This window comes from Streptomyces sp. WMMB303 (assembly GCF_029351045.1).
Lineage (GTDB): Bacteria > Actinomycetota > Actinomycetes > Streptomycetales > Streptomycetaceae > Streptomyces.
This window is the reverse complement of sequence record NZ_JARKIN010000001.1, coordinates 4,291,196-4,304,374: the sequence shown is the minus strand read 5'-3', so window position 1 is coordinate 4,304,374 and position 13,179 is coordinate 4,291,196. Positions and strand designations below refer to the sequence as shown.

10 protein-coding genes and 1 pseudogene are annotated in these 13,179 nt (G+C 74.1%); 1 reads left to right on the top strand and 10 read right to left on the bottom strand.

What is annotated here, in order from left to right:
- Nucleotides 1-32: 32 nt before the first annotated feature.
- The 6 genes and pseudogenes from P2424_RS19165 to P2424_RS19140 all read right to left on the bottom strand — a co-directional run bounded on the left by P2424_RS19165 (nucleotide 33) and on the right by P2424_RS19140 (nucleotide 5,596).
- Nucleotides 33-1,289 carry a cytochrome P450 gene (locus P2424_RS19165; protein WP_276476972.1) on the bottom strand — a complete coding sequence of 419 codons (1,257 nt, stop codon included), beginning with the start codon at nucleotides 1,287-1,289 and terminating at the stop codon, nucleotides 33-35.
- A pseudogene (locus P2424_RS19160) lies at nucleotides 1,286-2,517 on the bottom strand (cytochrome P450). Before P2424_RS19160 ends, P2424_RS19165 begins: the two are co-directional and overlap by 4 nt.
- Before the next feature lie 77 nt (nucleotides 2,518-2,594).
- Nucleotides 2,595-3,236, bottom strand: coding sequence for an ATP/GTP-binding protein (locus tag P2424_RS19155; RefSeq protein ID WP_276476971.1), 642 nt, complete (start codon nucleotides 3,234-3,236; stop codon nucleotides 2,595-2,597).
- Nucleotides 3,217-3,579: a DUF742 domain-containing protein gene (locus P2424_RS19150; protein WP_276476970.1), complete on the bottom strand. Its 363-nt coding sequence runs from the start codon at nucleotides 3,577-3,579 to the stop codon at nucleotides 3,217-3,219. The genes P2424_RS19155 and P2424_RS19150 overlap by 20 nt, the downstream gene beginning before the upstream one ends.
- Nucleotides 3,576-4,007 (bottom strand): roadblock/LC7 domain-containing protein, encoded by a 432-nt coding sequence (locus tag P2424_RS19145; protein ID WP_276476969.1) that lies wholly within the window; start codon nucleotides 4,005-4,007, stop codon nucleotides 3,576-3,578. The genes P2424_RS19150 and P2424_RS19145 overlap by 4 nt, the downstream gene beginning before the upstream one ends.
- Nucleotides 4,004-5,596 carry an ATP-binding protein gene (locus P2424_RS19140; RefSeq protein ID WP_276479031.1) on the bottom strand — a complete coding sequence of 531 codons (1,593 nt, stop codon included), beginning with the start codon at nucleotides 5,594-5,596 and terminating at the stop codon, nucleotides 4,004-4,006. Before P2424_RS19140 ends, P2424_RS19145 begins: the two co-directional genes overlap by 4 nt.
- A 335-nt stretch (nucleotides 5,597-5,931) precedes the next feature.
- Here P2424_RS19140 and P2424_RS19135 point away from each other — a divergent pair, with 335 nt between their 5' ends.
- Nucleotides 5,932-6,810, top strand: a complete 879-nt coding sequence (locus tag P2424_RS19135; RefSeq protein ID WP_276476968.1) for an oxygenase MpaB family protein — start codon at nucleotides 5,932-5,934, stop codon at nucleotides 6,808-6,810.
- 139 nt (nucleotides 6,811-6,949) lie between these two features.
- Here the strand turns inward: P2424_RS19135 and P2424_RS19130 are convergent, their stop codons facing one another.
- From P2424_RS19130 to P2424_RS19115, 4 genes are all read right to left on the bottom strand, one after another.
- Nucleotides 6,950-8,428, bottom strand: coding sequence for a M1 family metallopeptidase (locus P2424_RS19130; RefSeq protein WP_276476967.1), 1,479 nt, complete (start codon nucleotides 8,426-8,428; stop codon nucleotides 6,950-6,952).
- A 147-nt stretch (nucleotides 8,429-8,575) separates the two neighbouring features.
- Entirely contained in the window at nucleotides 8,576-9,538 is a 963-nt protein-coding gene (locus P2424_RS19125; RefSeq protein ID WP_276476966.1) for an FAD-dependent oxidoreductase, read from the bottom strand.
- A gap of 32 nt (nucleotides 9,539-9,570) precedes the next feature.
- On the bottom strand, nucleotides 9,571-11,628 hold the full coding sequence (locus P2424_RS19120) for a glycogen debranching N-terminal domain-containing protein (RefSeq protein ID WP_276476965.1): 2,058 nt from the start codon (nucleotides 11,626-11,628) through the stop codon (nucleotides 9,571-9,573).
- Between the two features lie 4 nt (nucleotides 11,629-11,632).
- On the bottom strand, nucleotides 11,633-13,072 hold the full coding sequence (locus P2424_RS19115; protein ID WP_276479030.1) for a hypothetical protein: 1,440 nt from the start codon (nucleotides 13,070-13,072) through the stop codon (nucleotides 11,633-11,635).
- Between the last annotated feature and the right edge of the window lie 107 nt (nucleotides 13,073-13,179).

The following is a 13,179-nucleotide window of genomic DNA, read 5'->3' as shown; positions in this document are numbered from 1 at the left end:
GCCATGTGGCGTGCCTCTCCGCGCAGCCGGTTTCAGCGTAGCCGTACCGGCAGTTCGTGGAGCTCGTTCTGGGTGATCGCAGGCTTGTTGCGCAGCTCCGCCGGGTCGACGGCCAGCCGCAGCGCGGGGAAGCGGTCGAAGAGGGCGGGCAGGGCGACGAGCGCCTCCAGCCGGGACAGCGGCGCCCCGGGGCAGACATGGGGCCCGTGCCCGAAGGAGAGGTGACGGGTGGGCGCACGGGTGATGTCGAACCGCTCCGCGTCCGGTCCGTGCTGCTCCTCGTCCCGTCCGATGGCGCCGTAGGAGATGATCACCGCATCGCCCCGCGCCACCGCGGTGCCGCCGACCTCCAGGTCCTCGGTGGCGAAGCGGATCAGCACATGCGTGGTCGGCGCGTCCCAGCGCAGCGTCTCCTCGACGGCGGCCTCCCAGCTCACTTCGCCCGACCGGAGCAGGGCGAGCTGTCCGGGACGGGTGAGCAGCGCCCGTACCGCGCTCACCAGCAGGCTGATCGTGGTCTCGTGCCCCGCGGTGATCAGCACCTGGACGGTGGCGACCACCTCCTCGTCGCTGAGCGAGTCGCCTCCCTCCGCGGCCGCCAGCAGGGCACTGGTCAGATCGTCACCGGGCGACTCGCGCTTCCGGGCGACCTCGGCGCCGAAGAGCGAACCCAGCTCGGCGATGATGGCCGGGACCTCCTCGGCCGGGGTGACGCTGCTGAAGAAGCCGTCGAACAGGGTGCGCAGCCGCGGGATCCGCGTGGTGTCGATGCCCAGCAGGTCGCCGATCACCGCCATCGGCAGCGGGTAGGCGAAGGCGGACTTGAGATCGACCCGGCCCTCCGCGTCGGCCGCCGCCTCCAGGCCGTCCAGCAGCGTGCGGGTGATCTCCTCGATACGGGGCCGCAGCGCCTCCACCCGGCGCGGGGTGAGGGCCTGCGCGGTCAGCGCGCGCAGCCTGCGGTGCTCGGGGCCGTCGAAGGTGAGCATGCTGGGGCCCGGGTCCGCCAGCCCGATCAGCGGCCAGGTCGGCGGGATCTCCCCGCGCCGGTAGGCGGCCCAGTGGTCGATGTTCTTCACCAGCCTGCTGTCCGTCAACAGCTTGCGGGCCTCCGCGTGCCGGGTGACCGCCCACACCCGCACCCCGCCGGGCAGCTCGACGGGAGCCAGCGGTCCCGCGGCACGCAGCCTGGCGCCCTCGCCGGACAGGTCGCCGACCAGCGGGTCGAGCACGATCACCGGGTCGGCGGCCGTGTCCGAACCGGTTCCGGTGACGGGACACGAAGTCATCCATGGCCTCCTGCGGCGCTGGTGGGAGTCGGGGTGAAGCGGTGGCCGGCAGCGCGGCCAGCCCGCGCAGGAAAGGCGAAGCACGCCAGACCAGGGCCTGCGGGCTGACCGCCAGATCCAGGTCCGGCAGCCGGTCCAGCAGCACCTCGATCCCGGTGCGCGCGATGCCCTCGGCGAGGTCCTGTGCCGGATGGGGGCAGCGGTGCTCGCCGTGCCCGAAGGAGAGGAACGCGCTGTTGCCGCCGGTGAAGACGGTGCGGTCGGGGCGGATCCGGGGGTCCCCGTTGGCGGCGGCGAAGCTGAGCATCAGCAGATCGCCCGCCGGGATGTCCCGACCGGCCAGCCGGGTGTCGCGGGTCGTCCAGCGGCCCGCGATGTTCTGGGTGGGGGTGTCCTCCCACAGCACCTCGTTCATGGCCTCGGCGACGCTGTGCCGGCCGCCGGAGAGCGAGGCGGCGAACCGCTCGTCGGCGAGCATCAGCCGCAGGGAGTTGCCGATCCAGTCCGCGGTCGGCTGGTGGCCCGCCACGATGTTCACCACCATGTCCTCGAGGATCTCCTCGAAGGTGAACTCGGGCGCGTGGTCGTGGCGCAGCATCCGGGAGGCGACCCCGGCGCCCGGTGCGGCGCGCCGGGCGGCCAGCAGGGTGTGCATGGCCGCCTGCACGCGGTCCCGGCCGCGCAGCGCGTCCGGGCCGCGCAGCGCGTCCGGGCCGCCGTCGACCAGCGCGTTGATGCTGGGCACCAGTTCGGCACCGGCCTCGTCGGAGAAGCCGTAGAGCTGGGCGAGCACCAGCGCGGGCAGTACCTTGGCGTACTCGGCGATCAGGTCGGCCGAGCCGCGTCCGCAGATGCCGTCGATCAGCCGGCCGGCGAACCGCTCGGCGTGGTTGCGCAGTTCGAAGGGGTCGACCGCGGCCAGCGCGTCGCCGACCAGAGCCGCGCGGCGCCGGTGCCGTTCGCCGACGGTGTAGAGGATGGACGGCTGCTTGCCGACCATCGGCAGCAGCGGCCAGTCCGGGGGAATGTTCGGCCACTGGTCCCACAGCCCCGAGTCCCGGCTGAAGAGGGTCGGTTCCGAGGTGACCCGGTGCAGTTCACGGTAGCCGAGCACCAGCCAGCAGGGGACATCCCCCGGCAGCAGGACCGGGGCGAGGGGCCCGTGCTGCTCGTACATCTCGCGGTAGAGCCGCGCCCGGTCGTCGTTCTGGGAGCGCTGCCCCAGCAGCGGGACGGCGCCGGAGTCCGGATGGGCGGGACAGCCGGGCGGGGGCGCGGAGGCGGCGCCGGGGGGCTGGGGCGGTGTCACGGGGTGTTCTCCGGGGCGGAACGCGCGGTGGACAGGTCGTAGAGGTGGTTCACGAGAGCGAGCAGCACGTTCTTGCTGGACTCGCGGGACCGTGCGTCGCAGTCGAGGAGCGGGATCCCGGCGGGCAGGTCGAGGGCTCCGCGCACCTGCGCCGTCGTGTGCGGGGGGCCGCCGAAGTCGTTCCGCGCGACGACGAACGGGGTGCCGTGCGCCTCCAGCCGGTCGATGGCGTACCAGGAGTCCTCCAGCCGCCGGGTGTCCACCAGGACGACGGCGCCCAGGGTGCCGGCGAAGAGGCGGTCCCACAGGAACCAGAACCGCTCCTGCCCCGGCGCTCCGAACAGGTAGAGCACCGTCTCGTCGTCCAGGCTGATGCGGCCGAAGTCGAAGGCGATCGTGGTGGTCGTCTTGCCCTGTACGGCGGAGAGGTCGTCGACGCCCTCCCCGGCGCGGGTCATCGTCTCCTCGGTGTTCAGCGGCCGGATGTCGCTGACGGCTCGCACCATGGTGGTCTTGCCCACGCCGAAGCCGCCGACGACCACGATCTTCAGCCCCTGGGCCGCGGTGCTGAGCAGCGGCGGACGGGCCTCGGCGCCCGCTGCCGGCGCCGGGTTCGCTTCAGAGATTGCGGAGTCCAACGAGCACCTGCTTCAGAATCTCGGGGTCGGGCAGTGCGTCGGAGGTGCGGGCGCGCCGCGGATGGCGTGCGGTGATCCTCCCCTGGGCGAGGAGGTCGCCCAGCAGGATGCGGACGACACTCACCGGCAGGGCCAGATCGGCGGCCAGCTCCACGACCGCCGTGGGGAAGCGGCAGATGCGCAGGATCGCGGCGTGCTCCGACTGCATGCCGCGCACCGGGGCGCTCTCGCCGACCACGAGCGTCACCAGGTCGAAGGTCTCGGCTCCGGCCGCCGAGCGGCTGCGCCCGCCGGTCACGGTGTAGAGCCGGTCCGGGTCCTCGTCCCGGCCCGGCCGGTTCATACGTCTCCGCCTCCGCGGCCGTGGTCCTCCTCGTCCGGCAGGCGCGGCGGAGCACTGAGGTATTCGCTGAGCTGTTCGATCAGTTCGTTCATGTTGTGGCCGATGAGTCCGACATCGGAGTCCTCCTCGGCGACCACCGCCAGATGGGCGCCGTCGCCCGCCTCCACGACGAACAGGATGCCGCCGTAGAACTCGGCCATCGCCTGCCGCACCCCGCCGCGGCCGTCGCCGAATTCGACGGAGGCACCGTGCGACAGGCTCTGGATACCGGCCGAGATGGCCGCGAGCTGGTCGGCCTGGTCGACGGAGAGCTCCGGAGTGCGGCACAGCTTGAGTCCGTCGCGGGAGAGTACGAGGGCGTGCCGGGCGCCCGGTGTGCGCTCCAGGAGGCTTTCCAGCAGCCAGTCGAGCTTGCTGTCAGTGATCATTCGGTGTCGTCCTCCGAGAGGGAAGAGGAGCGGGTGGGGGAGGAGTCGGACGGCCGGGAGCGCCGACCGGTGTCTTCGGTGCCGGCACCCTGGACGGCCCGGCGGAAGTCGCCGAACCGGGCGCCGGAGGGCCGTCTGGTGCCACGGGCCGCGGCGGGGCCGTCCGCGGTCCGATCGGCGGCGGCCGGGTCCCGTCGCTCCGTGTCGGGGGCGGATTCCGAGAGCCGCGAGGAGGTGGCCGAGGCACGGGCGACGGCGGCCAAAGTCTGCCCGCGCCGCCGCTTGGGCAGTCCGCTCTCGCCGAACTCCTGGGGCGGCGGTTCCGGAGTCGCCCGGGCGGTGTCCTCCTGCCGGCCGTGGCCCGGGGAGCGTTGCGCGTCGGGGCCGGCCGGTTCCGGCTGCCGGGAGTGGACTGCTGTCGTGCCGCCCTCCGGCCGGGGTGCCGGCCGGGCGGGGCGCTGCCGGGAGTTCCGCTCCGCGCGGGGCGCGGGCGGGACCGTGGCGGCCGGGGCTGACACCGGGCTGCGCTCCTCGTGGCGCGGTTCGGTCACCAACTCGCGCGGGACGCGCAGGAGTACGCCCGTGCCGCCGTGCGCTGAGGGCCGGAAGGAGACCTGCAGACCGTGCTTGCGCGCCAGCCGTCCGACCACGGCCAGTCCGAGCCGGGTGCCGGAGAGCGCGCTCAGGTCGCCCTGCTCGCCGGAGACGGCCTGCTCGGCGCGGCGGAGTGCGACGTCGCCCATCACCAGGCCGCCGTCCTCCACGGTGATGACGATCCCCGCGGCCACCTCCTCGACATAGACGTGCACTTCGGAGGTGGGCGGCGAGAAGTTCGCCGCGTTGTCCGTCAGTTCGGCCAGCGCGTGCATGACTCCCTCGGCCGCGTGGCCCGCGACTGCGGCCTCGCTCGTGGAGTGCAGCCGCACCCGCTGGTGGCCGCTGATCCGGCCCATCGCGCCGCGCAGCACGGACTCCATCACGATCGGCTTGGCCCAGCGGCGGCCGGACCGCGCGCCGGTCAGAACGGCGAGCGAGTCGGTGATCCAGCCCGTCTGCGCGTTCCGGTGGTCGAGGTGCAGCAGGTCGCCCAGCACGTCCTCGTCCGCGTGCCGGTGCTCCATCTCCCGCAGGTCGGCGGCCATGCCGGTGGCCAGTGCCTGCACCCGGCCGGCGGCGTTGGCACACGCTGACATCGCCGCCGCACGCAGGGTCTCGCCCCGGTGGACCTCGTGGGTCAGGGCCGCCAGCACCCGGCGCTGTGTCTCGGAGTCCACCGGGGGCGCCTCGGCCAGCGCGGTCTCGGCCGAGGCGCCGTGGCGCAGCCGCTCCACGACCCCGGGGACCGTCGTGTCCGCGAAGCGGGCTTCGGCCGCGTCCCGTTCGGCGGCCCCGGCCTGAGCGGCGGCCACCTGAGCGCGCAGCGCGCGGCTGGTGAGCCGGGCGTGCACCGCGACCACGACCGCCGCGCACAGCACCGTCCCCGCCGCGCCGGTACCCCAGGCGACCGCGGTACGCGCGGAGTCGGCGCAGGTCTGGACGGTGATCAGGCAGGCGGCGCCGACGACCGCGACGGTGACCAGCAGCGCCAGTGCCGTGCCCTTGGCGGCCCCGCGCTCGGCCCGGACCGGCCGACAGCCGTTCCCTCCGTGCCGGAGGCCGGAGGCGGTGGTTTCTCGGGGGAGGTCATCAATCAGGTCCTGGGGAACGGAACCGGGCAGAGGCGAGAGCTGAGCCGCAGCCCTCCGATCAACGGAGCACCAATATAAGTCAGTTAGTGATCAGTAGGTAACACTGGGGCGTTCTGCGGCGGAAGATCCGCGACCGGTTCCGCTCCGCCGTACCGTCCGTCGCACCCGCGTTCCGCGCCTCCGCGCGCCGCGCCGGAACCGGTGCCACAGAGCATCATGCGGGCCTCGGAGGCATCATGAGAAGCGTGCATACGAGCGAAGGACGACAGTCAGTGCGCGCCGGACCGGAGCCTCCGCCCCCGGACGGCATCCTGTGGGACGTGGTCGGTGAGGTCCGCCAGCTCCTGATGCTGCCCGCCGCGCTCACCCTGCAGGTCGCCCACCCCGCCGTCGGCGCCGGAGTGGACGAGTACTCCGTCTTCCGTACCGACCCCTGGGGCCGCGGGGAACGCTCGGTGGGCAGCTTCCTGCTGTGGGTCTACGGCGGTGAGGAGGGTCTTGCGGAAGGGCGCAGACTGCGTGAGCTGCACAAACACATCCAGGGCGTCGACGCGCACGGCCGTCGCTACCATGCGCTGACTCCCGCCTACTACGCGTGGGTGCACGCCACCGGCTTCCCCACCTACCGGCACGCGCAGCGCTACCTCGGCCGCCGTCCCTACACCGACGCCGAGGAGCGGCAGCTGTACGCCGAGTGGCTCCGGGTCGGCCGGGTGCTGGGCATCCACGAGCGGGACATGCCGCAGACGCGCGAGGAGTTCTGGCCCTACTGGCACCGGATGCTGGCCGAGGAGATCGAACCCACCCGGGTGGTCCGCGAGCTGACCTCGCTGAACACCGACGTCCCGCCGCCGCCCTGGGGGCCGCGGCCCGTACGGTGGGCCGTCCGTGCGCTGTGGCCGCTGGTCGTTCCCGGGTTCGCCCGGCTCCGCCGCTTCCTGACCGTGGGGCTGATGCCGCCCGAGGCACGCCAGGTCCTGGGACTGCCCTGGACCTCGCGTCAGGAGCGGCGGCTGCGCCGCCTCGGCCGGGTGCTCGCCCATACCCTCCCGCTCCTCCCGGAACGCCTCCGCTACCTGCCCTACGCCCGCCGCGCCCGCGCGGAGCGCCGCTGACCTCGTGCCGGGGGCGGCCCGGTCGAGGGACGGCCCGGTCAGGGCGGAGCCCGGCCCTCCCGCCCGCGCCGGCGCGGGCGGGAGGGCCGGGCGCTCCGTCGGGGACCGGCCGCGCGGAGCACCGGCGGAACGCGCCGGGTCAGCGGCGCGGGTGGTCCCCGGTGTGGATCTGCTTCCAGGAGCGGGGGCGCTCCGGGGTGCGGCCGGTGGTGAAGGCCGACGCGTGCGCGGCAGGCTTCGAAGGCTGGTACAGCCAGGTGTCGAAGAGCCCGGCCAGCGGCTTGCCGGACACCTTCTCCGCGTAGGCGACGAAGTCTCCCACCTCGGCGTTCCCGCCCCGGTGCGCCTTCGGCCACCCCTTCAGCAAGGCGAAGAAGTCCTTGTCGCCGATCCTGTTGCGCAGTGCCTGCAGGGCCATGGCGCCGCGGTCGTAGACCGCCCGGTGGAACTGGTTGTCAGGACCGGGGTCGCCCGGCGCGACCTTCCAGAACGCGTCGTCGGCCGGATGCGAGGCGTACGCGTAGTCGGCCAACTCCTGTGCGGTGCCCTCGCCCTGGTCCTCGGACCACAGCCACTGCGCGTACCGCGCGAACCCCTCGTTGAGCCAGATGTCCTTCCAGCCCTCCACCGAGACGCTGTCCCCGTACCACTGGTGGGCCATCTCGTGCACGACCACGGAGGTGTTGGAGCCGTCCGCGAAGTCGTCGGGGCTGTAGAAGGGGCGGGTCTGGGTCTCCAGTGCGAAGGTCGTGTCGGTGTTGGGCACATAGCCGCCCAGCGCGTCGAACGGGTAGCTGCCGAAGTACCCCTCCAGCCACTCGGTCAGTTCGGCGGTCCGCTCCACGCTGGCCCGTGCCGCGCCCTCGTGCTCGCCCAGATCTTCGCTGTAGGCGTTGATGACGGGCAGCCCGGAGTCGGTCTCGGATGTCGTGATGTCGAACCTGCCGACCGCCAGAGTGGCCAGATAGGTGGCCTGCGGGGCGCGGGAGCGCCAGTTGAAGCGTGTCCAGCCGGCCCGGGTGCGCTGCGACTGGAGGGTGCCGTTGCTGAGGGCCTGGGTGCCTTCGGGTACGGCGACGCTGACGTCGTAGCCGGCCTTGTCGGTGGGGTGGTCGTTGCTGGGGAACCACCACCAGGCGGACTCGGGCTCGTTGGCCGCGACCCCGCCGTCCGGAGTGCGGTGCCAGGAGGTGAAGCCGTCCACCTTCACCTCAGAGGGCGTCCCGTGGTAGCGCACGACGACGGTCGCCTTCTCGCCCTCGGCGAGCGGCTCGGCCGGGGTGATGCGCAGTTCGTGCGCCCCGGAGGTGCCGAAGCGGGCCCTTTTCCCGTTCACCCGCACCTCGGTGACGTCCAGCGCGAAGTCCAGGTTGAAGCGGGACAGCTCCTGCTCGGCGGTGGCCAGCAGGGTGGCGGTGCCCGCCAGTTCGTCCGTCTCCGGCCGGTAGGTGAGCCGAAGGTCGTAGTGGGAGACGTCGTAGCCGCCGTTCCCGTAGTCCGGGTAGTAGGGGTCGCCCGCGCCCGGTGCTCCCGGAGTCGGTTCGGCCGCCGAGGCCGGGGCCGCGAGCAGCAGCAGGGCCGCCGCTGCCGCACCCGGGACGATCAATCTGTGGCGCACGAGTCCTCCAACTCATCTGCGACAGGGATCACTTCTTCCGGAACGTGTGTACTCCCGTGTCACATTGCATGTCCACAGCAACCAGCGTCATCCGGCCGCGCCCAGGAACACCGTTCGGCGGCGGCCCACCGCTCCGGCGCGGGTATGTCATCCGCGCGCTTGGGGCGTTCCCACCAGCCGGGCGGCGTCCACCGCGCACCCCCACGAGACGGTGACGCCCGCGCCGCCGTGCCCATAGTTGTGCACGCACAGCGCGGTGCCTCCCCGCCCGTCGGGAATCCGCTCCGCCGCCAGCCGGACCCGGGGCCGGAACGGCCGCAGCCCCACCCGGTGTTCGAGCACCCTGGCCTCCGCCACCTCCGGATGGACCGCGGCACACCGGCGTACGATCGCCGCAGCCGTCGCCGAATCCGGCTCCCGCTCCTCGACGCCGTCCTCGGCCGTCCCGCCGAGCACCAGACCGTAGGGCTGCGGCAGGAGGTACGTCGTCTCCCGGGCGCCGTCACCCGCGGCGACGTACCACTCCTCGACACCCGGGTTCGCCACGACGAGGAGCTGGCCGCGTACCGCTCGCATCTCTGGGTCCGGTACCAGTTCGCGGGCTCCGAGCCCGCTGCAGTTCACCACCGTGGCCGCTTCGCCCGCCGCCTCGGTCAGTGAACCGGCCGCGCGCTGCTCCCAGCGTGCGCCCGCGGCCTCCAGACGGCCCCTCAGATAGCCCAGATAGCTCCGCATGTCGACCAGCGGCGCGCGCGGCGGCGTACCGGTCAGCGCACTCCACTCCGCGGGCGGCGTACTGCCCGGCATGCGCCCGCGTACCAGCCGCACCCCGGTGGCCGGCGGCTGCTCGGCGAGCCAGGAGAAGTGCCGGAAGGAGCGGACCGCCCAGTCCAGGGCCTGCCGCTCCGGTGCGATCCGGTACGGCCAGATCAGGCCGCCGGCCACCGCCGAGGTCGTCCCGTCCGGCGGGCGCGGACTCCACACGCGCACGTCCGTTCCGCGCTCTGCCAGGACCACCGCCGTGGTCAGCCCGATGACTCCGCCGCCGAGGACGACCACGCCCCCGGTCCGCCGTGCGCTGCCCGCTGCCGTCCCCGTCACCTCGGTCATGCCGCGACACTACGGTGCCGGACACCGGGCAGTCACCGGCTCAGCGCCGTCAGCAGGGCCAGCGGAGCGGCCGCCGCCCAGGCGCGCGGCACACCTCCGTGCGGAGAGGGCACCGGCTCCGGAACGTCCCCACGGGGGTAGCCGGCCAGCACCTGCGGCAACCGGTCGCCGCTCCGCCCGGCGGCGGCCAGCAGCCCGTCCGCGAGGCGGGCCGCCTCGGCCCGCAGGCTGTAGCGGGCCAGACCGAGCGCGATCAGCGCGTTGTCCTGCGGCTGGACACCGCCGCGGTGACAGGAGAGCGGATGGTAGGCGGCCTGCCCGGCGGCGAGGGTGCGCACCCCCCACCCGGAGAAGAAGTCCGGTTCCAGCAGCCGCCGCCCCACCGTCTCACCCCGGCGCTGCCCCAGGATGCCCGACCAGAGCAGATGCCCCGCGTCGGAGGCGAGCGCATCCAGCTTCCGGCCCGACTCCTCCAGCGCGAGCGGCGGGAAGCCGCGCTCGGGCAGCCAGAAGTCGGCGCCGAAGCGCTCCCGCAGCCCCGCTGCGGTCCGCTCCAGCGTGCCCGCGTAGCCCGGGTCGGCCCAGACCGTACGGGCGAGCTCGGCGGTGCGGCACAGCGCGTCGTACGCGTAGCCCTGCACCTCGGCCACCAGCACGGTGCCGGTCGGCAGGGCGCCGTCGGCCGCGCAGATCGCGCCGGGCGAGTCCTTCCAGCTCCGGTCGCCCCCTCCCACCTCGCCCGCCCGGCAGGCCAGATAGCCCAGGTCCGTCAGTCCGCCCCGGTCGAACATCCACCGCACCGCGGCCCGCGCCTGCGGCTCCAGACGGCGGGCGAGCCGCACTCCCGCGGCCCCCCGCTGCTCCGCGTAGGCCCCGAGGAGGACGAGGAAGAGCGGGGTGGCGTCGACGGAGCCGTAGGAGCGCTCGTGCGGCAGCTGCCCGAAGGCGGTCAGCTCACCGTGCCGCAGCTCGTGGAGGATCTTCCCCGGCTCGGCGATCCGCCCCGGTTCCGCCTCGCCGTCCTGGGTGGCCGCCAGCGCGAGCAGCGTGGCCTCGGCGAGCAGCGGCCGGTAGGGCAGCGTGAAGAAGGACGTCAGGAGCGAGTCCCGGCCGAACAGAGTCAGATACCAGGGCGCTCCGGCACCCGGCACGCGCAGCGCGGCGCCGTCCGATCCGGGGACGGTGACGCAGAGTCCGGCCAGGTCCGCGAGGCCCTGTTCGCAGGCGCGGGCCAGATCCGGCCGACCGGTGCGGAGGCCGGGGCGGGGCTCGGCGGTGGCGAACGTATGCCGTGCGGCCGCCAGTTCGGACCGCACAGTGGCCGGGTCCGGCGCCTCGGCCGGGCCGGGGACTGCCGCGTCCGGAGAACCGTGCGGCAGTGTCCGTACGCACAGCCGCAGCTCGACCGCCGCGTGCGGGGCCGGTTCCAGGAGCCAGCTCAGCCTGCGGGCCGTCCGGTCGGGCCCGCCCGGAGTGCCCTCGGGGTCTTCCGCGTCGGCCGTCTCGCAGGGCGCGGGATCGGCGGTGACGACCGTGCGGGTGTGCCAGCTCATGCCCCGCCGGTAGTGGAACTCGACGCCGTCCGGGCGGGCGACGGTGCTCCGCGCACTGTGCGGCCTGGTGAACTCCCGCCGTGGCGTGCGCAGTTCCCTCTGGTCGGCGAAGTCGGCGTCCACGGTCAGGCTCACCCGTATCGGGGCCGCCGTACCCTGGTTGCTGACCACGCGTATCCGCTCGGTCAACGCACCGTCCACCACGGCCTGCTCGCGGAAGACCGTGCAGGCGGGCGGGGCCTCGCGGGTCCCGTGCGGGGTGAGGACGACCGCGCCGTGACCGGTGCTGCCGTCCGGTTCGGCGAGTCCGTCCGCCGCGGCGGACGGAAGGCGGTCGCCGTCGTCCCGCGCCGGCACCAGCACGGTGGGGGCGGCGCCGTCCAGCGTCAGCTGCCAGCGGCTCAGATGGCGGGTGTCCCGGCGGAAGAGCCCGTCCGCCGGCAGCGTCCCCATGGGCCCGGCGATGTCCCCGGAAGCCGTCAGCACCGCGAAGGTCCCGTCGTGCACGAGCAGCCGGTGCTCGATCGCCGCCGTCATGCGGTCACGGTCCCTTCTCGGACGGGGGCACCGGCGACGGGGCGGGTACGGGCGCGGAGGCAGCGACGCCCGGTCCCGGGGCGGTGCCCTCGGCACTCGCGTCGTCCGCGGCCGCTGCGGTCTCCGCGCCCCGCTCGAGCAGGTCCAGGGCGAGTGCGGCCGTCCAGCTGAAGTCCCGGGCGCCGTGCCCCTGCCCGGTGTACGGGTCGAGGTATTCCGCGAAACCGCTGGCCGCCGCGGCGTGCAGCACCTCTGCGCGCAGCACCTCGGCCCACGTGTGCTCGCCGTGCTCCCGGAGCCCGCGCTCCAGCAGCCAGTTGACGTTGAACCAGGCCGGACCCCGCCAGTAGCGGTTCCGGTCGAAGCCGGCGCCGCGCAGATCGTAGCTGGGCAGCAGCCTCACCCGGGTGCCCAGGCCGAAGTGGTCACCCTCGGCGGTGCTCAGCAGCGTCTCGACCAGCGGCCGGGGCAGTTCGGGCGCCACCAGCGGCAGCAGGCCCGCTGCGCTGCGCTCGGGCAGCAGCGCGCCGCCGTGGCCGTCGCCGCCCGAAGCCGCCCCGGCCCGCAGGTCGCGGCAGTGGAACTGTCCGGTCCGGGGCGACCACAGGCGCCGCACCAGCGCCTCGGTGCGGGACGCGGCGCGCCCGCGGTGGAGCGCGGCGTCGCCGTGCAGCTCCTCCGCGATCCGGGCCAGTGCGTAGTCGGAGGCGATGAGCAGGGCGTTGAACCCCGGGTCCTCCACGGCGAAGGGGTGGGCGGCTGCCGTGTCGCGGTAGCCGTGCTCCCGGTACTCGGCGGCCAGCCGGACATAGCGTCCGTAGTCCAGGTCGGTGGGCCGGTCTCCCGCCGAGCCGTGCGCGAGGTCGGCGCGGCGGAACGACGCCGGGTCCGCCGGTTCGATCCGTGCCAGCGGCCCGTCCCAGCACGGGCTGTTGTCCATACCCGGTTCCCAGGGGTGCACCGAGGCGGCCAGCCCGCCGCCGCCCAGGTCCCGGTGCTCGGCGAGGTAGCGGTGCCAGGCCGCGAGCCGCGGGTACACCCGGGCCAGGAAGGCCCGCCGGGCCGAGGCGTGCGGGTCGGCGTGGTGCACCAGCCAGGCGGCCAGTGCGTGCACGGGCGGCTGCACCACACCGGAGGTCTCGACCGTGTGCGGCGCCCCGGCGGCGGTGCCCGCCGAGGAGGAGCGCCAGAAGTCGGGGCCGGGGAAGTAGGCGTCGAGCGGTACCGCGGGATTGAAGACGATGTGTGGGACGCGGCCGTCACCCCACTGCGCCGACAGCAGCGTCTCCAACTCCTGCTGCGCCCGTACCGGGGAGAGGTGGCGCAGCCCGATGGCGATGAACGCCGAGTCCCAGCTCCACTGGTGCGGATAGAGCTCACGGGAGGGCACGGTGGAGGTGCCGGCCCGGTTGGCGAGCAGTACCCGGTAGGCGGAGCGGCGCAGTCCGCGGTGGTGCGGGTGCGGCGGCGGGGCGGTGGTGCGGGGGTGTGCAGCGGCGGGGCCGACACCGGCCGACGGCAGTGGAGGGGTCACCGCGCCACCCCGCCGGG

What these genes read in the sequence shown, in the direction of transcription:
- P2424_RS19165 (WP_276476972.1), bottom strand. Translation starts at nt 1,289, where the DNA reads ATGACTTCGTGTCCCGTCACCGGAACCGGTTCGGACACGGCCGCCGAC.
- P2424_RS19150 (WP_276476970.1), bottom strand. Translation starts at nt 3,579, where the DNA reads ATGAACCGGCCGGGCCGGGACGAGGACCCGGACCGGCTCTACACCGTG.
- P2424_RS19145 (WP_276476969.1), bottom strand. Translation starts at nt 4,007, where the DNA reads ATGATCACTGACAGCAAGCTCGACTGGCTGCTGGAAAGCCTCCTGGAG.
- P2424_RS19135 (WP_276476968.1), top strand. Translation starts at nt 5,932, where the DNA reads ATGAGAAGCGTGCATACGAGCGAAGGACGACAGTCAGTGCGCGCCGGA.
- P2424_RS19125 (WP_276476966.1), bottom strand. Translation starts at nt 9,538, where the DNA reads ATGACCGAGGTGACGGGGACGGCAGCGGGCAGCGCACGGCGGACCGGG.
- P2424_RS19120 (WP_276476965.1), bottom strand. Translation starts at nt 11,628, where the DNA reads ATGACGGCGGCGATCGAGCACCGGCTGCTCGTGCACGACGGGACCTTC.